Annotated in this window: 21 protein-coding genes; 19 read left to right on the forward strand and 2 right to left on the reverse strand. The window is 42.5% G+C overall.

What is annotated here, in order from left to right; translation table 11 throughout:
• Window positions 1–50: 50 nt before the first annotated feature.
• From ccdA2 to GOM47_RS03245, 13 genes are all read left to right on the forward strand, one after another.
• Complete coding sequence (gene ccdA2 / locus GOM47_RS03185) at window positions 51–761, forward strand: thiol-disulfide oxidoreductase-associated membrane protein CcdA2 (RefSeq protein ID WP_235081045.1); 711 nt, start codon at window positions 51–53, stop codon at window positions 759–761.
• 13 nt (window positions 762–774) lie between these two features.
• Window positions 775–1,338, forward strand: coding sequence for a redoxin family protein (locus GOM47_RS03190; RefSeq protein ID WP_235081046.1), 564 nt, complete (start codon window positions 775–777; stop codon window positions 1,336–1,338).
• Between the two features lie 9 nt (window positions 1,339–1,347).
• The gene (gene msrB, locus GOM47_RS03195) at window positions 1,348–2,460 is read left to right on the forward strand and encodes a peptide-methionine (R)-S-oxide reductase MsrB (protein WP_235081047.1); all 1,113 of its coding nucleotides are present in this window, start codon (window positions 1,348–1,350) and stop codon (window positions 2,458–2,460) included.
• 70 nt (window positions 2,461–2,530) lie between these two features.
• Window positions 2,531–3,268, forward strand: a complete 738-nt coding sequence (locus GOM47_RS03200; protein WP_235081048.1) for a response regulator transcription factor — start codon at window positions 2,531–2,533, stop codon at window positions 3,266–3,268.
• Window positions 3,265–4,956, forward strand: coding sequence for a sensor histidine kinase (locus GOM47_RS03205; protein ID WP_235081049.1), 1,692 nt, complete (start codon window positions 3,265–3,267; stop codon window positions 4,954–4,956). The genes GOM47_RS03200 and GOM47_RS03205 overlap by 4 nt, the downstream gene beginning before the upstream one ends.
• 109 nt (window positions 4,957–5,065) lie before the next feature.
• A complete protein-coding gene (locus tag GOM47_RS03210) occupies window positions 5,066–5,629 on the forward strand; it encodes a TIGR01440 family protein (RefSeq protein ID WP_235081050.1) in 564 nt (187 codons plus the stop codon).
• Window positions 5,630–5,685: 56 nt separating this feature from the next.
• The gene (locus tag GOM47_RS03215; RefSeq protein WP_235081051.1) at window positions 5,686–6,213 is read left to right on the forward strand and encodes an AAA family ATPase; all 528 of its coding nucleotides are present in this window, start codon (window positions 5,686–5,688) and stop codon (window positions 6,211–6,213) included.
• A 234-nt stretch (window positions 6,214–6,447) separates the two neighbouring features.
• Entirely contained in the window at window positions 6,448–8,169 is a 1,722-nt protein-coding gene (gene pabB / locus GOM47_RS03220) for an aminodeoxychorismate synthase component I (protein WP_235081052.1), read from the forward strand.
• The gene (locus GOM47_RS03225; protein WP_235081053.1) at window positions 8,170–8,787 is read left to right on the forward strand and encodes an alpha/beta fold hydrolase; all 618 of its coding nucleotides are present in this window, start codon (window positions 8,170–8,172) and stop codon (window positions 8,785–8,787) included.
• A 60-nt stretch (window positions 8,788–8,847) separates the two neighbouring features.
• Window positions 8,848–9,633 (forward strand): excalibur calcium-binding domain-containing protein, encoded by a 786-nt coding sequence (locus GOM47_RS03230; RefSeq protein ID WP_235081054.1) that lies wholly within the window; start codon window positions 8,848–8,850, stop codon window positions 9,631–9,633.
• Window positions 9,634–9,733: 100 nt separating this feature from the next.
• Window positions 9,734–10,693 (forward strand): ROK family glucokinase, encoded by a 960-nt coding sequence (locus GOM47_RS03235; protein WP_000078588.1) that lies wholly within the window; start codon window positions 9,734–9,736, stop codon window positions 10,691–10,693.
• Between the two features lie 93 nt (window positions 10,694–10,786).
• Entirely contained in the window at window positions 10,787–11,221 is a 435-nt protein-coding gene (locus GOM47_RS03240) for a GTP pyrophosphokinase (RefSeq protein ID WP_235081055.1), read from the forward strand.
• Between the two features lie 51 nt (window positions 11,222–11,272).
• Entirely contained in the window at window positions 11,273–12,112 is an 840-nt protein-coding gene (locus GOM47_RS03245; RefSeq protein ID WP_235081056.1) for a thymidylate synthase, read from the forward strand.
• A gap of 42 nt (window positions 12,113–12,154) precedes the next feature.
• Here the strand turns inward: GOM47_RS03245 and GOM47_RS03250 are convergent, their stop codons facing one another.
• Window positions 12,155–12,325 (reverse strand): DUF3042 family protein, encoded by a 171-nt coding sequence (locus GOM47_RS03250; protein WP_169447210.1) that lies wholly within the window; start codon window positions 12,323–12,325, stop codon window positions 12,155–12,157.
• A 120-nt stretch (window positions 12,326–12,445) separates the two neighbouring features.
• Here GOM47_RS03250 and miaA point away from each other — a divergent pair, with 120 nt between their 5' ends.
• From miaA to bgaA, 6 genes are all read left to right on the forward strand, one after another.
• Window positions 12,446–13,330, forward strand: coding sequence for a tRNA (adenosine(37)-N6)-dimethylallyltransferase MiaA (gene miaA / locus GOM47_RS03255; RefSeq protein WP_235081057.1), 885 nt, complete (start codon window positions 12,446–12,448; stop codon window positions 13,328–13,330).
• A complete protein-coding gene (gene hflX / locus GOM47_RS03260; protein WP_084852381.1) occupies window positions 13,323–14,561 on the forward strand; it encodes a GTPase HflX in 1,239 nt (412 codons plus the stop codon). The genes miaA and hflX overlap by 8 nt, the downstream gene beginning before the upstream one ends.
• Entirely contained in the window at window positions 14,554–15,177 is a 624-nt protein-coding gene (locus GOM47_RS03265; protein WP_235081058.1) for a cystathionine beta-lyase, read from the forward strand. The genes hflX and GOM47_RS03265 overlap by 8 nt, the downstream gene beginning before the upstream one ends.
• Before the next feature lie 14 nt (window positions 15,178–15,191).
• Window positions 15,192–16,121: a ribonuclease Z gene (gene rnz / locus GOM47_RS03270; protein ID WP_235081059.1), complete on the forward strand. Its 930-nt coding sequence runs from the start codon at window positions 15,192–15,194 to the stop codon at window positions 16,119–16,121.
• 20 nt (window positions 16,122–16,141) lie between these two features.
• The gene (locus tag GOM47_RS03275) at window positions 16,142–16,897 is read left to right on the forward strand and encodes an SDR family NAD(P)-dependent oxidoreductase (protein WP_235081060.1); all 756 of its coding nucleotides are present in this window, start codon (window positions 16,142–16,144) and stop codon (window positions 16,895–16,897) included.
• 248 nt (window positions 16,898–17,145) lie between these two features.
• Entirely contained in the window at window positions 17,146–24,384 is a 7,239-nt protein-coding gene (gene bgaA, locus GOM47_RS03280; RefSeq protein ID WP_235081061.1) for an LPXTG-anchored adhesin/beta-galactosidase BgaA, read from the forward strand.
• 178 nt (window positions 24,385–24,562) lie between these two features.
• Here bgaA and GOM47_RS03285 read toward each other — a convergent pair whose 3' ends face one another.
• A complete protein-coding gene (locus GOM47_RS03285; RefSeq protein ID WP_235081062.1) occupies window positions 24,563–24,925 on the reverse strand; it encodes a DUF3397 domain-containing protein in 363 nt (120 codons plus the stop codon).
• Window positions 24,926–24,991: the final 66 nt, after the last annotated feature.

Below are 24,991 nucleotides of genomic sequence, written 5' to 3' on the forward strand. Positions count from 1 at the left end.
GAGTTTTGGAGCTATAATAGTCCTATCAAATTAAAGAATGGAGGAAGGCAATGGACAATGTAATCTTTTTTATCAGTGTTTTTCTTGCTGGAATTCTTTCCTTCTTTTCTCCTTGTATTTTACCCTTGTTACCTGTCTATGCAGGGGTCTTGTTGGATGACAAAGATGGTGCTCAGGCTTCTAGCGGAAAATTTTCAATCTCACTTGTAAGTTTATTGCGAACTCTGGCCTTTATAGCGGGGATTTCTTTTATCTTTATCTTACTGGGCTATGGAGCTGGTTTTTTAGGCAATTTGCTGTATGCTTCTTGGTTTCAGTATGTGACAGGTGCAGTTATCATTCTCTTGGGCTTACACCAGATGGAAGTCTTACATTTGCAGGGGCTTTACAAGGAAAGAAGGCTACAATTAAAGAGACAGGGGCAAAAGGGTAACGGCTATAGTCAGGCATTTTTACTGGGGTTAACCTTTAGTTTTGCTTGGACACCGTGTGTAGGGCCAGTTCTGGGCTCTGTTTTAGCCTTGGCGGCTTCAGGTGGTTCAGAAGCTTGGCAGGGAGCTGGTCTCATGTTGGTCTACACGCTGGGTTTGGCGCTACCATTTTTGGTTCTAGCTCTCGCCTCCAGCTATGTTTTGAAACATTTCCGAAAACTCCATCCTTACCTCGGGACCCTCAAAAAAGTGGGTGGTTTCCTCATTATCGTGATGGGAATCTTGGTGCTTTTGGGGAATGCTTCCATTTTGACTACATTATTTGAATAGAGAGGAAAAAGAAATGAAAAAATGGCAAACATGTCTTCTTGGAGTAGGCTCCATCTGTTGCTTGGCAGCCTGTTCGGCTAAAGACATGTCAGACGAATCTACTATGAAGGAGCAATCCAAAACAGAACAAGTCAGCTCGCAAACTGCCACCAAGGGTCAGGCAGTTGCTGATTTTGAATTGACAGGAGTAGAGGGCAAGACATACCGCTTGTCTGATTACAAGGGCAAGAAAGTCTATCTCAAATTCTGGGCTTCTTGGTGTTCTATCTGTCTAGCTAGTCTTCCAGATACGGACGAAATCGCTAAGGATGCTGGAGACGACTATGTGGTCTTGACAGTGGTGTCTCCTGGCCACAAGGGTGAGCAAGCGGAAGCTGACTTTAAAAACTGGTACAAGGGCTTAGATTATAAAAATTTTCCAGTTCTAATTGATCCATCAGGTAAACTCTTGGAAAGTTATGGTGTCCGTTCTTACCCAACCCAAGCCTTTATAGACAAGGAAGGCAAGCTGGTCAAAATGCAACCAGGTTTTATGGATAAGGATATGATTTTAAAAGAATTGAAAGAAATGGGGTAGAGAAAGGCTATGAATGATAAAGTAAAATTGTTTGTCTTGGCAGGGGTCATTCTCCTAGTCCTAACCGGTTTCTATTTTCTATTGATGCGAAATGCAGGGCAGACAGATACATCGCAAATTGAGAAAGCGTCAGTTAGCCAAGGAGGAAAAACAGTGAAAAAAACAGAGGTTAGTAAAAACGCAGACTTGCACGAGATTTACCTAGCTGGAGGTTGTTTCTGGGGAGTGGAGGAATACTTCTCACGCGTGCCTGGAGTGACAGATGCCGTTTCAGGCTATGCAAATGGTAGAGGGGAAACAACCAAGTACGAATTGATTAACCAAACAGGACATGCAGAGACTGTCCATGTCACCTATGACGCCAACCAAATTTCCCTCAAAGAAATCCTGCTTCATTACTTCCGCATTATCAATCCAACCAGCAAAAATAAACAAGGAAATGATGTGGGGACTCAGTATCGTACCGGCGTTTATTACACAGATGACAAGGATTTGGAAGTAATCAATCAAGTCTTTGATGAAGTTGCTAAAAAATATGACCAACCTCTGGCAGTTGAAAAGGAACCCTTGAAAAATTTTGTGGTGGCTGAGGATTATCATCAAGACTACCTCAAGAAAAATCCAAATGGCTACTGTCATATCAATGTCAATCAGGCTGCATATCCCGTCATCGATGCCAGCAAATATCCTAAACCAAGTGATGAGGAATTGAAAAAGACTTTGTCAACTGAGGAGTATGCCGTCACCCAGAAAAATCAAACGGAACGAGCTTTTTCCAATCGCTACTGGGATAAATTTGAATCCGGTATCTATGTGGATGTGGCAACTGGTGAACCCCTCTTTTCATCAAAGGATAAGTTTGAGTCTGGTTGCGGATGGCCTAGTTTTACCCAACCAATCAGCCCAGATGTTGCTACTTACAAGGAAGATAAGTCTTACAATATGACGCGTATGGAAGTGCGGAGCCGAGTTGGAGATTCTCACCTTGGTCATGTCTTTACGGATGGACCAAAGGACAAGGGAGGCTTGCGCTACTGTATCAATAGTCTTTCTATCCGCTTTATTCCCAAAGACCAAATGGCAGAAAAAGGCTATGCTTATTTACTAGATTATGTTGATTAAGAAGTCTTTCCTAAGCAGTTAGAGGAGAATTTTGCTATACTGATACTAGTAAGTGATAAAGGAGCAGGGCATGACCTACACAATCTTAATCGTAGAAGATGAGTATCTGGTAAGACAAGGCTTGACCAAGCTGGTCAATGTAGCAGCCTACGGTATGGAAATCATCGGTCAGGCTGAAAATGGAAGACAGGCTTGGGAATTGATTCAACAACAAGTGCCGGATATCATTTTAACCGATATCAACATGCCTCAGCTAAATGGCATCCAGTTGGCCAGTCTGGTACGAGAAACCTATCCACAAGTGCATTTGGTCTTTTTGACAGGTTACGATGATTTTGATTATGCCTTGTCTGCTGTCAAACTCGGTGTCGATGACTATCTGCTCAAGCCCTTTTCTCGTCAGGATATCGAGGAAATGTTGGGGAAAATCAAGCAAAAACTAGACAAGGAAGAAAAGGAAGAGCAGTTACAAGATTTACTGACCGATAAGTTTGAAGGAAACATAGCCCAGAAGATCCAGTCCCATCTAGCTGACAGCCAATTCAGTTTAAAGAGCTTGGCCAGTGACTTGGGTTTTAGTTCGACTTATCTGAGCTCCTTGATTAAGAAAGAGTTGGGCTTACCTTTTCAGGATTACCTGGTGAGAGAGCGTGTCAAACAAGCCAAGCTCTTACTTCTGACCACGGATTTAAAGATTTACGAGATCGCAGAAAAGGTTGGTTTTGAAGATATGAACTACTTTACCCAACGCTTTAAACAGATTGCAGGTGTGACCCCTCGTCAGTTTAAGAAGGGGGAAGGTCAATGAAACGTTCTTCTCTCCTAGTCAGAATGGTTATTTCTATCTTTCTGGTCTTTCTCATTCTCCTGGCTATGGTTGGGACTTTCTACTATCAATCGAGTTCATCAGCCATTGAGACTACCATTGAAGGCAATAGTCAAACGACCATTAGCCAGACTAGCCACTTTATTCAGTCTTATATCAAAAAATTAGAAACCACCTCTACCAGTTTGACCCAGCAGACGGATGTCCTAGCCTATGCTGAGAATCCCAGTCCAGACAAGGTCGAGGGAATCCGAGATTTGTTTTTGACCATCTTAAAGGCAGACCAGGACTTGAAAACTGTTGTGCTGGTGACTAAATCCGGTCAGATCATTTCTACAGATGATACTGTGCAGATGAAAACCTCCTCAGATATGATGGCTGAGGATTGGTACCAAAAGGCTATTCACCAGGGGGCTAAGCCAGTTTTAACCCCAGCTCGTAAATCGGATAGTCAGTGGGTTATTTCTGTCACTCAGGAACTTGTTGATGCAAAGGGAGCTAATTTGGGCGTGCTTCGTTTGGATATTTCTTATGAAACTCTGGAAGCCTATCTCAACCAACTCCAGTTGGGCCAGCAAGGTTTTGCCTTTATTATCAATGAAAAGCATGAATTTGTTTATCATCCGCAACACACAGTTTATAGCTCATCTAGCGAAATGGAGGCCATGAAACCCTACATCGAGACGGGGCAGGGCTATACGCTGGATCACCAATCCTACGTCAGTCAGGAACAGATTACAGGTACTGATTGGACGGTTATAGGCGTGTCTTCGCTGGAGAAGTTAGACCAGGTTCGGAGTCAGCTCTTGTGGACCTTGCTTGCTGCTAGTGCCTTATCTCTTCTTGCCTGTCTCTGCTTGGTGTGGTTCAGTCTCAAACGCTGGATTGCCCCTTTGAAGGATCTGAGAGAAACCATGCTGGAAATTGCTTCTGGTACACAAAATCTGCGTGCTAAAGAAGCTGGTGCCTATGAACTGAGAGAAGTGACTCGTCAGTTCAATGCCATGCTGGATCAGATTGATCAGTTGATGGCAGCTATTCGCAGACAGGAAGAAGCGACCCGGCAGTATGAACTTCAAGCACTGTCGAGCCAGATTAACCCCCATTTTCTCTATAACACCTTGGACACTATCATCTGGATGGCTGAATTTCAGGATAGTCAGCGAGTGGTTCAGGTGACCAAGTCCTTGGCAACCTATTTCCGCTTGGCGCTCAATCAAGGAAAGGATTTGATTTCTCTTTCTGATGAAATCAATCATGTCCGCCAGTACCTCTTTATCCAGAAACAACGCTATGGGAATAAGCTGGAATATGAAATTGATGAAAATTCTGTCTTTGATAATTTAGTATTGCCTAAACTGGTGCTACAACCCCTTGTAGAAAATGCCCTTTATCACGGCATCAAGGAGAAAGATGGACAGGGACATATTAAAGTTTCCGTCCAGAAAAAGGATTCAGGGCTTGTCATCCGCATTGAGGATGATGGTGTTGGTTTCCAAGCTACTAGCGATAGTAGTCAAAGTCAGCTCAAACGTGGGGGAGTTGGTCTTCAAAATGTTGACCAACGGCTCAAACTTCATTTTGGAGAAGATTACCAAATGAAGATTGATTCTATTCCCTCAAAAGGGACGACAGTTGAAATATACATAAATGGAATAGAAACTAGCTAACTCCCAGTCAATTCTGGGAGTTTTACTTTGAAAAATTAGAATGATTAGTTGGCCTTGATAAAATCCGTAAAAAAAGATATGATAGATAGTGACAAAAGAGGTATCAAGTATGAAGGAAAAAGACATTCAAAGAGGAACAAGCCAGATTGTAGAAGATGTATTAGAAAAGGCCAATTTGAAGCAAGGATCTATCTTTGTTTTGGGCCTTTCTTCTAGTGAGGTGATAGGTGGTCAGATTGGCAAGGAATCTAGCCAAGAAATTGGGGAAATCATTGTGAAGACGCTTCTGGCTATCCTAAAAGAAAAGAGAATTCATCTAGCCGTTCAAGGTTGTGAACACGTCAATCGTGCCCTCGTCGTTGAACGTCAGGTGGCGGAGCAGTTTGGGCTAGAAATCGTCAGTGTCCTTCCTACCCTTCATGCAGGAGGTTCAGGTCAGTTGGCAGCCTTCAAGTTTATGAAGGATCCAGTTGAGGTTGAATTTATCAAGGCTCATGCTGGATTGGATATCGGAGACACTGCAATTGGCATGCATGTCAAGCATGTGCAGGTTCCGATTCGTCCTGTACTACGTGAGATTGGGCATGCCCATGTAACGGCTCTTGCAAGTCGTCCAAAACTCATCGGTGGTGCGCGTGCGCAGTATCCAGAAGACTTCATAAGAAAGTCATAAGTGGGCGGAGAATGATCATAAGTTAGAGAGATAGTTCAAGTATATAGAGGTTAAATATGGAAAATTGTGTTTATATTATTTCGGGTCCCCCAGGTGTTGGAAAGAGTACTGTCAGCAAAGAGTTGGCCTATTCTTTTGACAAAAGTGCAGTTATAGAGGGGGATATGATTTACTTAATGATAAAAAGTGGTCTCGTAGCTCCTTGGGAAGATGATGGATTTTATATGGATTTGTTCTGGGATAATATCATCAGTCTGACCAATAATTTCTTGAACAGTGGCATTACTGTCGTGATAGAGTATGTCATATTTGAAGATCAACTGAAGAAAATTGCAGCCTTCTTAAAAGAAAAACAAATTAAGCTAAAATATTGTGTCCTAATAGCAGAAGAAGAAACCTTGAAAGATAGGGATTCTTCTCGGAAAGAAATTGAGAGAACAGGCGATTTATCAATCCAAGCGAGAAATGACTTCTTAGCTAAGAATAGTAAGAAACGTCATTTTCTGTATACGGATGATTTAGATGTCAAAGAAACGGTAGGCATCATTAAAACTTCAAATCAATTTTTAATTTCTGAACAGTAAAAGACAGAGAGAGTAAGGGTATAGAAACCATTACTTCCTCTGTTCTTTTTTGTTGAATTTTTGTGTAAAGTGCTCCAAATAAGACCAGTTTTTACAAGAAGAAGGGGTGCTATCTGATGGAGAATTGCCAAAAGTAGAAAAAAGCAACTTAGAGAAGATTTTCCGTTATAGAAATCAGTAAACAAAGCTGGATTTAGCTGTTCTAGGTCGGCTTTTTTGTGCTATACTTAAGATATGCATAGAAAAACAGTGATTGATTTTAAAGCTTTGGGCGAGAGATACATCTTTACCCAGCCGATCAAAGAGTTAAAAACGAGAGATTTAGCAGAAGTAGCAGACTTGCTGGCGCAAGTGGAAAGCTACCAAGAGCAAGGCTATTATGTGGTGGGCTACGTCAGTTACGAGGCTGCACCTGCTTTTGAGGAGAAACTAGCAGTTCATAAGGCTCCCCTACTGGGCGAGTACTTGCTTTACTTTACAGTTCATGATAGGGTGGAAACATCGTCTATTCCTCTGACTTATGAGGAAGTAGATCTGCCTTCAAAGTGGCAAGAAGTAACATCTGCGACAGACTATGAAAAGGCGATTGCCCAGATTCACCATCATTTGCGTCAGGGGGATACCTACCAGGTCAACTACACTGTCCAACTCAAGCAAGATTTAAGTGCCAATCCCTTTGCCATCTACAATCGCATGGTGGTAGAGCAGGAAGCGGGCTACAATGCCTATGTGGAACATGACGAGATGGCAGTGATTTCCATGAGTCCAGAGCTCTTTTTTGAGCAAAATGACCGTGAGTTGACTACGCGACCAATGAAGGGAACGACTCAGCGCGGGTTGACCGACCAAGAAGATTTAGAACAGGCTAGTTGGTTGGAGCAGGATCCCAAAAATCGATCTGAAAATATGATGATTGTGGACCTCTTGCGAAATGATATGAACCGTATTTCTGAAGTGGGCAGTGAATATGTGGAGTGTCTGTGCCAAGTGGAGCAGTATTCAACTGTTTGGCAAATGACTTCGACCATCAAGAGTCAGTTGCGAGAGGATGTGGACTTGGTTGCCATTTTTCGCTCTCTCTTTCCTTGTGGTTCCATAACGGGTGCACCCAAAATTGCGACCATGGAAATCATCAAGAACTTGGAGCCACAACCCAGAGGAGTCTACTGCGGAACGATTGGTCTCTTGCTTCCAAATGGGCGACGGATTTTTAATGTCGCCATTCGGACCATTCAATTCTATAAGGGCCAAGCAATCTATGGAGTGGGTGGTGGCATTACTTGGGATAGTACTTGGGAATCTGAATACCGAGAGGTTCATCAAAAGGCGGCTGTTCTCTATCGTAAACAAGCTCGTTTCAAACTGATTTCAACCGGAAAAATTAGCCAGAAGAGCTTGCTGTTTGAAGATCAACATCTGGAAAGACTGACAAAGGCGAGTCGCTATTTTGCCTATCCTTTTGATCCAGAAGAACTGAGGCATAAGATAGAGGAAGAGTGTCAAGCTTGTGATGCTAATCAAGACTATCGTTTGCGAATTTCTCTCAGCAAATCTGGAGAGATAGAATTCAGTCGCCAAATCTTAACACCCCTTAGTCCAAGCTTCTGCCAAGCCAAACTTTGCCTGCAGGAAGCGGATTTGAATCAATCCTTTACCTACTTCAAAACCACTCACCGACCACATTTGAACCTAGGGGAACAGGAAATTATTTACCATAATGCAGCGGGAGAGCTATTGGAAACGTCTATCGGGAATCTAGCTCTGAAAATCGCTGGAAAACTTTACACACCACCTACCAGTCTAGGAATTTTGCCAGGAATCTATCGTCGGCATTTGCTAGGAAAAGGACAGGTAGAAGAGAAAATTCTGACTTTGGCAGACTTGAACCAAGCAGAAGCTGTATTCGGCTGTAATGCGGTCAGAGGTTTGTATGAGTTGGAATTGAGGGAAAAATAAATGAAATTGATATTTTTACATGGCTTAGGTCAGACAGCCGCAAGCTGGAAGGAAGTTCAGGATCTACTTGCCGATCATCCTTCTGAGGCCCTTGAATTGTTTCCTGTGGGAGTTGGTTCTTATCAGGAAGCCAAAAAACGGATAGCTAAATACCTATCAGAGGAGAAGAAACATTTTGTTTTAATCGGTTTATCCCTAGGTGCTACTCTTGCACTAGAGCTTTCAAGTTACGATTTGCCAAATCTTCAAGGTTTAGTCTTGTCAGGCTGTCCAGTGAAACTAGCAGGTAATATCTTGTTTAGAATCCAGTTGATGATTTTTAAACTACTTCCAAAAAGTTTTTTTGAAAAGCAGGGAGCAGACAAAGCGCTCATGGTTGGTGTTTCTGAGGAATTGAAAACACTTGATTTAACCCAAGTAGCACAGAATTGTTACTATCCAACCTTGCTAATTTGTGGTAGCCAAGACAAGCCTAATCTCAGTTCTATGAGAGGCCTTCATCAATTGATGTCAGATTCTAAGTTGCAGATTATTCCTGACGGTCCTCACACACTGAACACTGACAAACCGAAGGAGTTTGCAGAAAAGACTAGAAGTTTTCTTGAATTGCTGGAATAAGTCTGGTAAAATAAAAGCGAAAACGGTATCAAAAAAGGAGAGAATAATGAAAAAAAAGTTTTGCTAAAAGTGGCTTTTGCTGCCCTTCTAGTTTGGGGACTATTTACCGAACCAGTTACTGCAGAGGAAAATATTCATTTTTCTAGTTGTAGAGAAGCATGGGAAAATGGTTACTCTGATATTCATAGAGGAGAACCAGGTTACTCTTCTAAACTAGATCGTGATGGTGATGGGATAGCTTGTGAACGTGCCAATGCACCTCGGGGAGTCTTTAAACCACGCCAGTCGGGTTCGCAATCCAATGTCACAGCTAGCGAATGGGTCAAACAGGACGGTTATTGGTATTATTTTGCTGAAAATGGGCATGCAGTTAGGAATACTTGGCAAGGTAGCTATTACCTTAAGTCAGATGGCAAGATGGCAGCCAGCGAGTGGATTTATGATGCTAGCTATCAATCTTGGTACTATCTAAAATCCGACGGTTCTTATGCGAGAAATACTTGGCAGGGAAGCTACTACCTTAAATCAAATGGTAAGATGGCAGCAGGTGAATGGCTATATGATTCCTATTATCAATCGTGGTATTATCTAAAAGAGGACGGAGCTTACGCCCGTAACGCTTGGCAAGGAAGCTATTATCTCAAGTCGAATGGTAAGATGGCAGCAAGTGAATGGGTTTATGACACCAGTTATCAAGCATGGTACTACCTAAAATCCAATGGTGTTTATGCTAGAAACACTTGGCAAGGGAACTATTACCTCAAATCAGATGGTAAAATGGCAAAGAATGAGCGAGTTGATGGTGGCAGATACTACGTAGATGGTTCTGGCCTTTGGAAACCATAAATCAGAATAATTTCTAGGAAGTTAATGCAAACCTTTGCACAAAACAGACGATTCTGTTATACTATATCTGTAAGCATTTTCAATTAAAAAGGAGAAGACGATGAGTCAAAAGATTATTGGGATTGACCTTGGTGGGACATCTGTTAAGTTCGCAATTTTAACTCAAGAAGGAGAAATCCAAGAAAAATGGTCTATCAAGACCAATATTTTGGATGAAGGAAGCCATATTGTAGATGATATGATTGAGTCTATTCAGCATCGTTTGGACTTGCTTGGATTATCAGCTACGGATTTCCGAGGTATTGGAATGGGATCACCTGGTGTGGTTGACCGTGAAAAAGGGACTGTTATCGGTGCCTACAACCTAAACTGGAAAACCCTTCAACCGATTAAAGAAAAGATTGAAAAAGCCTTGGGCATTCCATTCTTCATTGATAATGATGCCAACGTAGCTGCTCTCGGTGAGCGTTGGATGGGTGCAGGTGACAACCAACCTGACGTTGTCTTTATGACACTTGGTACTGGTGTTGGTGGCGGTATCGTGGCAGAAGGCAAATTGCTTCACGGTGTTGCTGGTGCGGCAGGAGAGCTTGGTCATATCACTGTTGACTTTGACCAACCAATCGCATGTACTTGTGGTAAAAAAGGCTGTTTGGAGACAGTTGCTTCAGCAACAGGGATTGTCAACTTGACTCGTCGTTATGCGGATGAGTATGAAGGTGATGCAGCCTTGAAACGTTTGATCGATGACGGTGAAGAAGTAACAGCTAAAACTGTCTTTGACCTTGCAAAAGAAGGGGACGACCTTGCCTTGATCGTTTACCGTAACTTTTCACGTTACTTGGGGATCGCATGTGCCAATATTGGCTCAATCCTCAACCCTTCAACGATTGTTATCGGAGGTGGGGTATCAGCTGCGGGAGAATTCCTTCTGCAAGGCGTTCAAAAAGTCTATGACGAAAATACCTTCCCACAAGTACGTACATCCACTAAATTGGCTCTTGCAACTCTAGGAAATGACGCTGGAGTTATCGGAGCAGCATCACTTGTATTGCAATAAAATAAAATGATTATAGAGCTTGGTGTTTATCAAGCTCTTTTTTAAAAATCGAATAAAACGAAATAGGTTTAAATTTTGGGAAGGAGTCGCTAGATGAACACATCAAAACAACCCATGCTTGAATTAGCATTATCTATCGCTATGGAAGCTCATAGAGGGCAATTTGATAAGGCAGGGATAGATTATATAGAACATCCAATCTATGTAGCAAGCCAAGTTGATTCTGAAGAAGAGAAAGCAGTGGCTCTGCAACATGATGTCATTGAGGACAGTCCTTTTACAGCTAAAGAACTATTACTAGCTGGTTTACCAGAAACAGTAGTTACTGCCGTTCAGGTTTTGACAAAGAAAAAGGAGCAAGATTATCAAATATATCTGGATACTGTAAAATCTAATCCCCTAGCACGCGTTGTCAAATTAGCAGATTTAAAACATAATTCAGATTTATCGAGACTTGAGACTATTACTGACAAGGATTTGAAACGATTAGAAAAATATAAAAAGGCCATTAATTATCTGAGTATGTAGAAAAGATTTTTTATGCTATACTAGTTAAGACAATAAATGAGGTGAGAGTAAATGACAAAAGCAGATAAGATTTTTAAAGAGAATATTGAACGAATCCTCAAAGACGGTGTCTTTTCTGAACAAGCACGTCCTAAGTACAAGGATGGAACTGTTGCCAACTCCAAGTACATAACGGGTGCCTTTGCGGAGTATGACTTGGCTAAGGGTGAATTTCCCATCACAACCCTACGACCAATCGCTATCAAATCCGCTATTAAGGAAGTGCTTTGGATTTACCAAGACCAGTCTAATAGCTTAGAAGTTCTCAATGATAAGTACAATGTTCACTACTGGAATGACTGGGAAGTGGGAGATACGGGAACCATCGGTGAGCGCTACGGTGCGGTCGTTAAGAAGCACGACATTATTAACAAGATTCTCAAACAGTTGGAAGCCAACCCTTGGAACCGTCGCAATATCATTTCTCTCTGGGATTACCAGGCTTTTGAGGAGACAGACGGCCTTCTTCCATGCGCCTTTCAGACTATGTTTGATGTCCGTCGAGTAGATGGGGAAATCTATCTGGATGCGACCTTGACCCAGCGTTCTAATGACATGCTGGTGGCCCACCACATTAATGCTATGCAGTATGTGGCTCTTCAGATGATGATTGCCAAGCATTTTGGATGGAAGGTTGGGAAGTTTTTCTATTTTATCAACAACCTTCATATCTATGATAATCAGTTTGAACAAGCAGAGGAATTGCTCCGTCGTGAGCCGTCAAACTGCCAACCACGTTTGGTCTTGAATGTACCAGACAAGACTAATTTCTTTGATATCAAAGCCGAAGACTTTGAGTTGGTCGACTACGATCCAGTCAAGCCGCAACTGAAGTTTGATTTGGCTATTTAAGAAAATAAAAAGAAGTTGAGGTTTCTCAACTTCTTTTGTTGCTTAATGTGATACGCGACGGCGAGCTGCTTTTTTACGGTTTTCTTCGATGAAAGCTGCTTTTTGCTCTTCTGGCTCAATCACTTTCTTTTTAAATGCGTATACTGCTCCTGCAACGGCAGCGACAGTTCCTGCGACACCTGTTACAAGACCTTTAGCGAATCCTTTAGCCATGAGTTTTCCTCCTTTATCTTCCCAATCAGGCAGGTACCTCAATAGGTAGCATTTTTCTGACTGACCATTTTATGTTATAATAATAGTAACGAAAAAATGGAAATTTTTCAAGGAAAAAAGATGAAAACAAAAATAATTGTGATTGTTGGACCGACTGCTGTTGGGAAGACAGCCCTTGCTATTGAAGTAGCCAAGCGCTTTGGTGGAGAGGTAGTCAGCGGTGACAGTCAGCAAGTTTACAGAGGGTTGGATATTGGGACGGCCAAGGCCAGCCCAGAGGAGCAAGCTGTTGTTCCTCATCATTTGATTGATGTCAGAGAGGTGACCGAGTCTTACTCGGCTTTTGATTTTGTTTCAGAAGCTAAGAAGGCTATTGAGGATATTCATAACCGTGGTAAGCTAGCGATTATCGCGGGTGGTACAGGGCTTTATATCCAGAGCTTGTTGGAAGGATACCATCTAGGTGGAGAAACACCTCATGAGGAGATTTTAGCTTATCGGGCTAGCTTGGGCCCTTATTCAGATGAGGAATTAGCCCATCTCGTGAAGCAAGCAGGCCTTGAAATTCCCCAGTTTAACCGTCGTCGTGCCATGCGTGCCTTGGAAATTGCCCATTTTGGTCAGGATTTGGAAAATCAGGAAAGTCCTTATGAACCACTGATTATCTGCTTGGATGATGAACGCAGTCAGCTTTATGAGCGTATCAATCGCCGAGTAGATCTGATGTTTGAGGCTGGTCTTTTGGATGAGGCCAAGTGGCTCTTTGATCATTACCCGGATGTGCAGGCTGCCAAAGGTATTGGCTACAAGGAACTCTTTCCTTATTTCCGTGGGGAGCAAACTTTTGAGGAAGCGAGCGAGAGTCTCAAGCGGGCGACGCGTCGTTTTGCCAAGCGTCAGTTGACCTGGTTCCGTAATCGCATGCAGGTCATCTTTTATCAGATAGGAGAGCCTGGAGTTCAAGACCGCATTTTAAGCCAGATAGAGGAGTTTTTAGATGATTGAAACGGAGAAAAAAGAGGAACGAGTCCTACTCATTGGTGTGGAATTACAGGGCATGGACAATTTTGACCTTTCTATGGAAGAATTGGCTAGTCTGGCTAAGACAGCTGGGGCAGTCGTTGTAGATAGCTACAGGCAAAAACGGGAAAAGTATGACTCCAAGACTTTCGTCGGTTCTGGTAAGTTGGAAGAGATTGCGCGGATGGTGGATGCAGAAGAAATTACCACTGTCATTGTCAACAACCGTCTGACACCACGGCAAAATGTCAATCTAGAGGAAGTTCTGGGTGTTAAAGTTATTGACCGTATGCAGTTGATTTTGGATATCTTTGCCATGCGAGCTCGAAGCCACGAAGGGAAACTCCAAGTTCACCTAGCTCAACTCAAGTATCTCTTGCCTCGCTTGGTTGGTCAGGGGATTATGCTCAGCCGTCAGGCAGGGGGAATTGGTTCCCGTGGACCTGGTGAAAGCCAGCTGGAGCTGAATCGTCGTAGTGTTCGCAACCAAATCACAGACATCGAGCGTCAGCTCAAGGTGGTTGAGAAAAATCGAGCAACGGTCAGAGAAAAACGTCTGGAGTCGAGCACCTTTAAGATTGGCTTGATTGGCTACACCAATGCTGGGAAGTCAACCATCATGAACACCTTGACCAGTAAGACCCAATATGAGGCTGACGAGCTCTTTGCGACTCTGGATGCGACAACTAAAAGTATCCATCTGGGGGGCAATCTACAGGTAACCTTGACTGATACCGTCGGCTTTATCCAAGATTTACCGACTGAATTGGTGTCCAGTTTCAAGTCGACTTTGGAAGAAAGCAAGCATGTTGACCTTCTGGTTCATGTCATTGATGCCAGCAATCCTTATCACGAGGAGCATGAAAAAACGGTTCTGTCTATCATGAAAGACTTGGATATGGAGGATATTCCTCGTCTGACCCTTTATAATAAAGCGGATTTGGTGGAGGATTTCACGCCTACCCAAACGCCGTATGCCCTCATTTCTGCCAAGTCTGAGGATAGTCGTGAGCAGTTGCAAGCATTGTTTTTAGAGAAAATCAAGGAGATTTTTGAAGTCTTTACCCTGCGCGTGCCCTTTTCTAAGTCCTACAAGATTCATGATTTGGAAAGTGTAGCGATTCTTGAAGATCGTGACTACCAAGATGATGGAGAAGTGATTACAGGCTACATTTCCGAGAAAAATAAATGGAGGTTAGAGGAATTTTATGACTGATATTAAAACCTTGGCTCTAAAGTATGGGGGTTATACAAGTCTGGATAAGGTCTATCTAGATCAACTTCTAGCTGGCAAAACAGAGCAAGAGCAGTTGGCTCTCATCACCCCTCCGCCGAGTGTCGTTAACGCCTACTTTGCTGAACTCTACCAGAAAAAGAGTCCTGAAGCTGCGACGGATTATTTTGCAGAACTCAGTCATGAACTGAACCTCTACAATGCTGAGCCAAGTTTCACCTTTGAAAATAAGCCTTTTATTCGTCTTAATTTATCTGGCAAATCTTTTGGATTTTGCTATGAGAGTGAGGGCCTAGGTCGAATTTTCTCTGAAAATGAAGAGGTAATTTCGGATGACTTACTTTTTGAGATTGCACAAATTTTCCCCCATCAACTCATCTTTGAAGAGTCTGGAAAGATTTACATGAAGCCTGTCGGGGATGAGGAAGTTGTTAGTGTGGAAAGTCTCACAGCTTTGACTGATTTGGAAAGCTTGGTTGATGGTCGCAAATGTCTCAAAGGCTACAGCCAAGAGGATTTATTGCAAAAAGCTGCTGCTTTTTCTGGAAAGCGCTATTTCCGATCGGAAAACCGCACAGCTATGTTATATATTGATTAATTAGAAAGTATCGAATGGATATTCAATTTTTAGGAACAGGGGCTGGTCAGCCCTCTAAAGCCCGCAACGTCTCTAGTCTCGCCTTGAAACTTTTGGACGAGATTAACGAAGTCTGGCTCTTTGACTGTGGAGAAGGAACGCAAAATCGCATTCTGGAAACCACGATTCGACCACGTAAGATCAGCAAAATCTTTATCACTCACTTGCATGGAGACCATATCTTTGGCTTGCCAGGATTCCTTTCTAGTCGTGCCTTTCAGGCCAATGAAGAGCAGACAGATTTGGACATTTATGGACCACAAGGGATCAAGTCATTTGTCTTAACCAGTCTACGTGTGTCGGGTTCTCGTCTGCCTTATCGCATTCATTTTCATGAGTTTGACCAAGATTCTCTAGGAAAAATCCTTGAGACCGATAAATTCACTGTGTATGCAGAGGAGCTGGACCACACTATTTTTTGCGTTGGTTATCGTGTCATGCAAAAGGACTTAGAAGGAACCTTGGATGCTGAAAAACTCAAGGCTGCTGGTGTCCCATTTGGCCCGCTTTTTGGAAAAATCAAAAACGGTCAGGATGTTGTTCTGGATGATGGGACTGAAATCAAGGCAGCTGACTATATCTCAGCTCCCCGTCCAGGTAAAATTATCACTATTCTGGGTGACACCCGAAAAACCAATGCTAGTGTGCGTCTGGCTGTTAATGCCGATGTTCTGGTCCATGAGTCCACTTATGGCAAGGGTGATGAAAAAATTGCCCGTAATCACGGTCACTCAACCAATATGCAAGCTGCACAAGTAGCGACAGAAGCAGGAGTAAAACGCCTTTTGCTCAACCATATCAGTGCCCGCTTCCTCTCAAAAGATATTAGTCAACTTAAGAAAGATGCTGCAACTGTTTTTGAAAATGTCCATGTGGTCAAAGACTTGGAAGAAGTTGAAATCTAAAAGATTGAAAAAGAATAAGTATGCGAACAATTCTCATTACAGGTGCTAGCGGTGGCTTAGCCCAAGAAATGGTCAAACTCTTGCCAAATGACCAACTCATCTTACTAGGTAGAAACAAGGAAAAACTAGCCCAACTATATGGAAATCATTCTAATGTGGAATTGATTGAAATCGATATTATTGATGACTCAGCCCTAGAAGCTCTGGTAGCTAACCTCTATCTCCGTTATGGAAAGATTGATGTTTTGATCAACAACGCTGGATATGGAATATTTGAAGATTTCGACCGGATTTCTAATCAAAACATTCACCAGATGTTTGAGGTCAATACCTTTTCCCTGATGAACCTTTCTCGTCGTCTTGGAGCTCGCATGAAGGAGAGAGGAGAAGGGCATATCATCAATATCGTCAGTATGGCAGGTTTGATAGCGACTAGCAAATCCAGTCTTTACTCAGCGACCAAGTTTGCTGCTATTGGATTTTCAAACGCTCTGCGCCTCGAACTGATGCCCGATGGTGTCTATCTAACGACGGTTAATCCAGGACCAATTCGTACTGCCTTTTTTGATCAGGCTGACCCAGATGGGACCTACCTCAAGTCGGTTGACCGCTTTCTCTTAGAACCAGATGCAGTCGCTAGAAAGATTGTCAAAACCATAGGAAAAAACAAACGAGAACTCAATCTTCCTCTTTTGCTCAATTTAGCCCACAAATTTTATAGCCTCTTTCCTAAACTATCTGATAAGTTGGCAGGGGGAGTCTTTAATTATAAGTAAAAGGAGTTCCTTACAAAAGGAACTTTTTATCATGTTTTACTGAGTGTCAAAAATTGTTTGTTTTTGTTCTAAATCTACATTCACTTTTTTCAAATCTTCTACAAATTTTAGAAAAAACAATCAAAATTATGATTTTTTGTATTTAGGGTATTGAAATTCCCTATATTATTTTATAAAATAAGAGTAAAAGACTATGAAAAAGTAATACGCTTACAATGAAATGGAAGCGGTTACTAAAGGAGGATTTTATGGAAAAAGGCTATTGGAATCGTAAAAGAGTCTACAGTATTCGGAAGTTTGCCGTAGGCGCTTGCTCTGTCATGATTGGAACCTGTGCGGTTCTATTTGGAGGAAGTGTCATTGGAGAATCACCAGTTTTTGCGGATGAAACTCCTATTGCGCACACTGTGGAACAAGCAAAAGAGGAAAGTCCGGCAGTGGAGGAAAAAAAGGATCAAGCTGTAGCAGAGCACAAGGATGTTGCAAGTGTCGACCAAAGTCAAGCTGCTCCAATTGAAGCAAGCAAACCAGAGAAGAAAGAAGCTGAACCTGTAGCTCCAAAAGAGGAGAAAGCATCTCTAAAACCTGAAGAAACAGCTCCAAAGGTAGAATCTCAAGCTTCAAGTCAAGAAAAGCCTGTCAAGGAAGAGTTGAAAGCTGCGACAAATGAAGAAGTGAATCAAATGATTGAAGATAGAAAAGTGAATTTTAATCAAAATTGGCACTTTAAACTCAATGCGAACCCTAAAGAAGCTGTGAAATCAGATGCAGACGTATCAACATGGCAAAAATTGGATCTCCCACACGACTGGAGTATCTTTAACGATTTTGACCATCAGTCACCTGCCCAAAACGAGGGTGGACAGCTCAATGGCGGTGAAGCTTGGTATCGTAAGACCTTCAAACTTGATGAAAAAGATCTCAAGAAGAATGTTCGTTTGACCTTTGATGGTGTCTACATGGATTCTCAAGTCTATGTCAATGGCCAGTTAGTGGGACATTATCCAAATGGTTATAACCAGTTCTCATACGATATTACCAAATACCTTCACAAAGATGGTCGTGAGAATGTGATTGCTGTCCATGCGGTTAACAAACAGCCAAGTAGCCGTTGGTACTCAGGTAGTGGTATCTACCGTGATGTGACCTTGCAAGTGACAGATAAGGTTCATGTTGAAAAAAATGGAACAACCATCTTAACACCAAAACTTGAAGAACAGCAACACGGCAAGGTTGAAACTCATGTAGCCAGCAAAATCGTCAATACAGATGATAAAGACCATGAATTGGTGGCAGAGTATCAAATCGTTGAACGTGGTGGTCAGGCTGTAACAGGTTTGGTTCGTACAGCGAGCCGTACCTTGAAAGCACATGAATCAACAAGCCTAGATGCGATTTTAGAAGTTGAAAGACCAAAACTCTGGACCGTTTTAAATGACAAACCTGCCTTGTACGAATTGATTACACGTGTTTACCGTGATGGTCAATTGGTTGATGCTAAGAAAGATTTGTTTGGTTACCGTTACTATCACTGGACTCCAAATGAAGGTTTCTCTTTGAATGGTGAACGCATTAAATTCCATGGTGTTTCCTTGCACCATGACCACGGAGCACTTGGAGCAGAAGAAAATTATAAAGCAGAATACCGTCGTCTCAAACAAATGAAGGAGATGGGCGTTAACTCCATCCGTACAACTCATAACCCTGCAAGTCCACAGACCTTGCAAATCGCAGCAGAACTTGGTTTGCTGGTTCAGGAAGAGGCCTTTGATACGTGGTATGGTGGCAAGAAACCTTATGACTACGGACGTTTCTTTGAAAAAGATGCCACTCACCCAGAAGCTAGAAAAGGTGAAAAATGGTCTGACTACGATCTTCGTACCATGGTCGAAAGAGATAAAAATAACCCGGCTGTCTTTATGTGGTCTATCGGAAACGAAATCGGTGAAGCCAACGGTAATGCTCACTCTCTTGCAACGGTTAAACGCTTAGTAAAAGTGATTAAAGATGTTGATACTACACGTTATGTTACCATGGGAGCAGATAAGTTCCGCTTTGGTGATGGTAGCGGTGATCATGAGAAAATTGCTAATGAACTGGATGCGGTTGGTTTCAACTACTCAGAAGACAACTACAAGAAACTTCGTGCGAAACATCCAAACTGGTTGATTTACGGTTCAGAAACATCTTCAGCAACCCGTACACGCGGTAGCTATTATCGCCCTGAACAGGAATTGAAACATAGTAACGGACCTGAACGTCATTACGAACAGTCCGATTATGGTAATGACCGAGTTAACTGGGGTAAAACGGCAACAGATTCATGGACTTTTGACCGTGACAATGCTGGTTACGCAGGACAATTTATCTGGACTGGTACAGACTATATCGGGGAGCCTACACCATGGCACAACCAAAACCAAACTCCCGTTAAGAGCTCTTATTTTGGTATCGTAGATACAGCCGGCATTCCAAAACATGACTTTTATCTCTACCAAAGTCAATGGGTTTCTGTTAAGAAGAAACCAATGGTTCACCTCCTTCCTCACTGGAACTGGGAAAACCCTACTCTAAAAGCGAATGTGGCTGATGCAGACGGAAAAATCCCAGTTCGCGCCTATTCAAACGCTGCAAGCGTTGAATTGTTCTTGAACGGTCAATCTCTCGGAGTTAAGACCTTCAACAAAAAACAAACCAGCGATGGTCGTACCTACCAAGAAGGTGCCAATGCTAAGGAACTCTATCTTGAGTGGAAGGTTGCTTACCAACCAGGTACCTTGGAAGCTGTAGCTCGCGATGAAGCTGGAAAAGAAATTGCACGTGATAAGATCACTACTGCAGGCCAACCAGCAGGAGTTCGCCTCGTCAAGGAAGAACACGCAATCGCCGCAGATGGAAAAGACTTGACCTACATCTACTACGAAATCGTTGACAGTGAAGGAAATGTGGTACCAACTGCCAATAATTTGGTTCGTTTCCAATTGCATGGCCAAGGTCAACTGGTCGGTGTTGATAATGGGGAACAAGCCAGCCGTGAACGCTATAAGGCGCAACCAGACGGTTCTTGGATTCGCAGAGCCTTTAATGGTAAAGGTGTTGCCATTGTCAAATCAACTGAACAAGCAGGTAAATTCACGCTGACAGCTCATTCGGATCTCTTAAAATCTGGTCAAGTAACAGTCTTTACTGGTAAGAAAGAAGGACAAGAAAAGACCGTTCTCGGAACAGAAGTACCAAAAGTACGTACTGTTATTGAGAAAGAGCCAAAAATGCCGAAGACAGTCGGTTTTATCTACAGTGATGGCAGTCGTGAAAAACGTCCAGTAACTTGGTCTTCAGTTGATGTGAGCCAAGCAGGAGTTGTGACTGTTAAAGGTATGGCAGACGGACGCGAAGTTGAGGCCCGTGTCGAAATTCTAGCAATCGCAAATGAGCTTCCAACTGTTAAGCGTGTTGCTCCAGGAACAGACTTGAGCGCTGTTGACAAATACGTTTCTATTGCTGTTACGGATGGAAGCATACAAGAATACGAAGTTGATAAGTGGGAGATTGCGGAAGCAGATAAAGCTAAACTGTCAGTTGCAGGATCACGTATTCAAATGACTGGCCAACTGGGTGGTGAGACTATTCACGCTACCCTTGTAGTAGAAGACGGTGATGTTGCAGCACCTGTAGCACCAAATGTAACTGTAGGTGGTGAATCTGTCACTGGTCTTACTACTCAAAATCCAATGCAATACCGAACTCTTGCTTACGGTGCATCCTTGCCAGAAGTTGTAGCAAGTGCTGAAAATGCGGATGTTACTGTAGTCCAAGCAAGTGCAGCAAACGGCATGCGTGCAAGCATCTATGTTCAACCAAAAGATGGTGGCCCTCTTCAAACCTATGCAATTCAATTCCTTGAAGAAGCACCGAAAATTGACCACTTGAGTTTGCAAGTAGAGCAATCTGACGGTCTTAAAGAAGATCAAACAGTGAAATTGTCTGTACTCGCTCACTATCAAGACGGAACACAAGCAGTTTTACCAGCTGATAAAGTGACCTTCTCTACAAGTGGTGAAGGGGAAGTCGCAGTTCGTAAGGGAATGCTTGAGTTGCATAATCCAGGAACAGTCACTCTCAAAGCAGAATATGAGGGTGCTACAGGTCAAGTTGATCTCACTATCCAGACCAATACTGAGAAAAAAGTAGCCCAATCTATCCGCCCTGTAAATGTAGTCACAGATTTGCATCAGGAACCAAGTCTTCCAGTAACAGTAACAGTTGAGTATGACAAAGGTTTCCCTAAAGCCCACAAAGTCACTTGGCAAGCCATTCCAAAAGAAAAACTCGACCACTATCAAACCTTTGAAGTTCTAGGTAAAGTTGAAGGTCTGGATCTTGAAGCGCGTGCAAAAGTCTCTGTAGAAGGTATCATTTCAGTTGAAGAAGTTAGTGTTACAACACCAATCGCAGAAGCACCACAATTACCAGAAAGCGTTCGTACCTACGATTCAAATGGTCACGCTTCATCAGCTAAGGTTACTTGGGATAAGATTCGTCCAGAGCAATACGCCAAGGAAGGTGTCTTTACAGTCAATGGTCGCCTAGAAGGTACGCAATTAACAACTAAACTTCATGTTCGCGTATCTGCTCAAACTGAGCAAGGTGCAAACATTTCTGACCAATGGACCGGTTCAGAATTGCCACTAGCCTTTGCTTCAGACTCAAATCCAAGCGACCCAGTTTCAAATGTTAATGACAAGCTCATTTCCTATAATAACCAACCAGCTAACCGTTGGACAAACTGGAATCGTACTAATCCAGAAGCTTCAGTCGGTGTCCTATTCGGAGATTCAGGTATCTTGAGCAAACGTTCTGTTGATAATCTAAGTGTCGGATTCCACGAAGACCACGGAGTTGGTGTACCTAAGTCTTATGTGATTGAGTATTACGTCGGTAAGACTGTTCCAACAGCTCCTAAAAATCCTAGCTTTGTAGGTGAGGAAAACCATGTCTTTAACGATCCTGCAAACTGGAAAGAGGTAAGCAATCTCAAAGCACCAGCTCAATTAAAAGCTGGAGAAATGAATCATTTTAGCTTTGATAAAGTTGAGACCTATGCGGTTCGCATTCGTATGGTTCGACTTGATAGCAAGAAAGGAACATCTATCACAGAGGTACAAATCTTTGCGAAACAAGTTGCGGCAGCCAAACAAGGACAAACGAGAATCCAAGTTGACGGCAAAGATTTAGCAAACTTCAACCCTGATTTGACAGACTACTACCTTGAGTCTGTAGATGGAAAAATTCCTGCAGTAACAGCAAGTGTTAGCAACAATGGTCTCGCTACCGTCGTTCCAAGCGTTCGTGAAGGTGAGCCGGTACGTGTTATCGCTAAGGCTGAAAATGGTGACATCCTAGGAGAATACCGTATACATTTCACTAAGGACAAAGACTTGCTTTCTCGTAAACCTCTTGCTGCGGTCAAACAAGCTCGCTTGCTACAAGTAGGACAACCACTTGAATTGCCAACGAAGGTTCCGGTTTACTTCACAGGTAAAGACGGTTACGAAACAAAAGACTTGGCAGTGGAATGGGAAGAAGTTCCAGCAGAAAATCTGACAAAAGCAGGTCAATTTACTGTTCGAGGTCGTGTCCTTGGTAGTGATCTCGTTGCGGAGTTCACTGTACGAGTGACGGACAAACTTGGTGAGGCTCTCTCAAACAACCCTAACTATGATGAAAACAGTAACCAAGCCTTTGCTTCTGCAACTAATGATATTGATCCAAGTTCACATGACCGTGTAGACTATATCAATGATGGAGATCACAATGAAAATCGTCGTTGGACAAACTGGTCTCCAACACCATCTTCTAATCCAGAAGTATCAGCAGGTGTGATCTTCCGTGAAAATGGTAAGATTGTAGAACGGACTGTTGCACAAGCTAAACTTCACTTCTTTGCAGATAGTGGTACGGATGCGCCATCTAAACTTGTTTTGGAACGTTATATTGGTCCAGAGTTTGAAGTGCCAACCTACTATTCAAACTATCAAGCCTACGACGCAGCCCATCCATTCAACAATCCAGAAAATTGGGAAGCTGTTCCTTATCGTGCGTATAAAGATATTGAAGCTGGTGATGAAATCAACGTAACATTTAAAGCCGTGAAAGCCAAAGCCATGAGATGGCGCATGGAGCGTAAAGCAGACAAGAGCGGTGTTGCGATGATTGAGATGACCTTCCTTGCACCAAGCGAATTGCCTCAAGAAAGTACGCAATCGAAGATTCTTGTGGATGGAAAAGAACTTCCTGATTTCGCTGAAAACCGTCAAGACTATCAGGTAACTTATAGCGGACAACGTCCAAAAGTTTCAGTTGAGGAAACAGACCAAGTGGCTTCAACAGTTGTAGATAGCGGAGATGATAGTCTTCCGGTACTTGTTCGTCTTGTTTCAGAAAGTGGAAAACAAGTCAAGGAATACCGTATCCACTTGACCAAGGAAAAACCAGTTTCTGAGAAGACAGTTGCTGCTGTACAAGAAGATCTTCCAAAACTCGAATTTGTTGAAAAAGATTTGGCCTACAAGACGGTTGAGAAAAAAGATTCAACACTGTATCTAGGTGAAACTCGTGTAGAACAAGAAGGAAAAGTTGGTAAAGAACGTATCTTTACAGCGATTAATCCTGATGGAAGTAAGGAAGAAAAACTTCGCGAAGTGGTAGAGGCTCCGACAGACCGCATCGTCTTGGTCGGAACAAAACCAGGAACCTCTCTTCCAGAAGACGAAGTGAAGAACCTAGTCCTTAACAGACCAGAACTTGTAATCGAAGAAGAAACAATTGATTTCAAGGTTCAGGAGCGTAAGTCTGATAAGTTGTATCTAGGTGAAACTCGTATCCTCCAAGAAGGTCAAAAGGGTATTCGCATTCACTTGATCGAGGTTGAAAATGGTAAGCGGACTGAAAAAGAAAGCTATGATAAAGTTATAACTCAGGATCGCATCGTAGAAGTTGGAACGAAACCAGGGACCTCCCTTCCAGAGGATGAAGTGAAGAACCTTGTCCTTAACAGACCAGAACTTGTAATTGAAGAAGAAACAATTGACTTCAAGGTTCAGGAACAAAAGAACGATAAGCTTCCAGCAGGTCAAACCCGTGTTCTCCAAGAAGGACAAAAAGGTATCCGTATTCACTTGATTGAAGTTGAAAATGGCAAGCGAACTGAAAAAGAAAGCTATGATAAAGTCGTGGCTCAGGATCGCATTGTAGAAGTTGGTACGGCTGGTGAAACGACTAAACCAGTACCGCAAGAGTCTACAAAACCACAAGTATCAGAAAAGGCAGATACAAAAGAAATCGCTTCAAGTGCAGTTGGTCAGGTTCAAAAAGAGCAGTTACCAAATACAGGAAGTGCAGAAGGTCAAGCAGCAGTAGCAGCAGGATTAGCTCTTCTTGGTTTGAGTGCAGGACTAGTAGCCACTAAAGGCAAAAAAGAGGATTAGATATTTTTGATACCTTATTTGCCATTTAAGACCTGAGAGAAACTCTCGTCTCAAATAAAAAGTCCTTAGAATACAAGTTTCTAAGGGCTTTTCTTTGTGTAAAATCGTATAATTTTACTATCTGTGTAATTTTGGAGAGAAAGCAAGAATCCCTAGAAGGCATTTTCTAGAGATTCCATTATTGTTTCAGTAAGAACAATTCGACAATCATAGCTATGTAAATGATTAGAGTAAGGAGAAAACCAGCTCTCCAGAAGAATTTGATGAATTTAGGGTAGTAAAAACTTCGTTTTTTGAGGAGAAAAAAGATAACTAGGAGGATTGCTAGGAGAGAAAGTGCGACACCAAGTCGCGGTAGAAAGTTGTGGGTAAAGGCTTTAGCAGTAATCAGATAGTACTCAAATACCAAAAGTGGAAAAGCTAGATCCGCGAAATTAAATCCTATTTTCCTAAGTCCGAAAAGCTTGGTGACAATAAAGCAAACTACCAAGGTCAATATCAATAATAAAATAGATGCTATTTTCATTAAAATCATACCCATATTGTATCATAAAAAACCGCTAAAGGAAATGAGAAACAAGGGAATTTGTTGGAAAGTCAGGCTTTT

Origin of the sequence: Streptococcus oralis (assembly GCF_021497945.1) — a bacterium.
Lineage (GTDB): Bacteria > Bacillota > Bacilli > Lactobacillales > Streptococcaceae > Streptococcus > Streptococcus oralis_BR.

Coding starts and splice junctions, on each gene's coding strand:
- GOM47_RS03240 (WP_235081055.1), top strand. CDS start 10,787: ATGAACACATCAAAACAACCCATGCTTGAATTAGCATTATCTATCGCT.
- GOM47_RS03265 (WP_235081058.1), top strand. CDS start 14,554: ATGACTGATATTAAAACCTTGGCTCTAAAGTATGGGGGTTATACAAGT.
- GOM47_RS03245 (WP_235081056.1), top strand. CDS start 11,273: ATGACAAAAGCAGATAAGATTTTTAAAGAGAATATTGAACGAATCCTC.
- bgaA (WP_235081061.1), top strand. CDS start 17,146: ATGGAAAAAGGCTATTGGAATCGTAAAAGAGTCTACAGTATTCGGAAG.
- msrB (WP_235081047.1), top strand. CDS start 1,348: ATGAATGATAAAGTAAAATTGTTTGTCTTGGCAGGGGTCATTCTCCTA.
- GOM47_RS03210 (WP_235081050.1), top strand. CDS start 5,066: ATGAAGGAAAAAGACATTCAAAGAGGAACAAGCCAGATTGTAGAAGAT.
- hflX (WP_084852381.1), top strand. CDS start 13,323: ATGATTGAAACGGAGAAAAAAGAGGAACGAGTCCTACTCATTGGTGTG.
- GOM47_RS03200 (WP_235081048.1), top strand. CDS start 2,531: ATGACCTACACAATCTTAATCGTAGAAGATGAGTATCTGGTAAGACAA.
- GOM47_RS03285 (WP_235081062.1), bottom strand. CDS start 24,925: ATGGGTATGATTTTAATGAAAATAGCATCTATTTTATTATTGATATTG.
- ccdA2 (WP_235081045.1), top strand. CDS start 51: ATGGACAATGTAATCTTTTTTATCAGTGTTTTTCTTGCTGGAATTCTT.
- rnz (WP_235081059.1), top strand. CDS start 15,192: ATGGATATTCAATTTTTAGGAACAGGGGCTGGTCAGCCCTCTAAAGCC.
- GOM47_RS03205 (WP_235081049.1), top strand. CDS start 3,265: ATGAAACGTTCTTCTCTCCTAGTCAGAATGGTTATTTCTATCTTTCTG.
- miaA (WP_235081057.1), top strand. CDS start 12,446: ATGAAAACAAAAATAATTGTGATTGTTGGACCGACTGCTGTTGGGAAG.
- GOM47_RS03250 (WP_169447210.1), bottom strand. CDS start 12,325: ATGGCTAAAGGATTCGCTAAAGGTCTTGTAACAGGTGTCGCAGGAACT.
- GOM47_RS03215 (WP_235081051.1), top strand. CDS start 5,686: ATGGAAAATTGTGTTTATATTATTTCGGGTCCCCCAGGTGTTGGAAAG.
- GOM47_RS03235 (WP_000078588.1), top strand. CDS start 9,734: ATGAGTCAAAAGATTATTGGGATTGACCTTGGTGGGACATCTGTTAAG.
- GOM47_RS03225 (WP_235081053.1), top strand. CDS start 8,170: ATGAAATTGATATTTTTACATGGCTTAGGTCAGACAGCCGCAAGCTGG.
- GOM47_RS03275 (WP_235081060.1), top strand. CDS start 16,142: ATGCGAACAATTCTCATTACAGGTGCTAGCGGTGGCTTAGCCCAAGAA.
- pabB (WP_235081052.1), top strand. CDS start 6,448: ATGCATAGAAAAACAGTGATTGATTTTAAAGCTTTGGGCGAGAGATAC.
- GOM47_RS03190 (WP_235081046.1), top strand. CDS start 775: ATGAAAAAATGGCAAACATGTCTTCTTGGAGTAGGCTCCATCTGTTGC.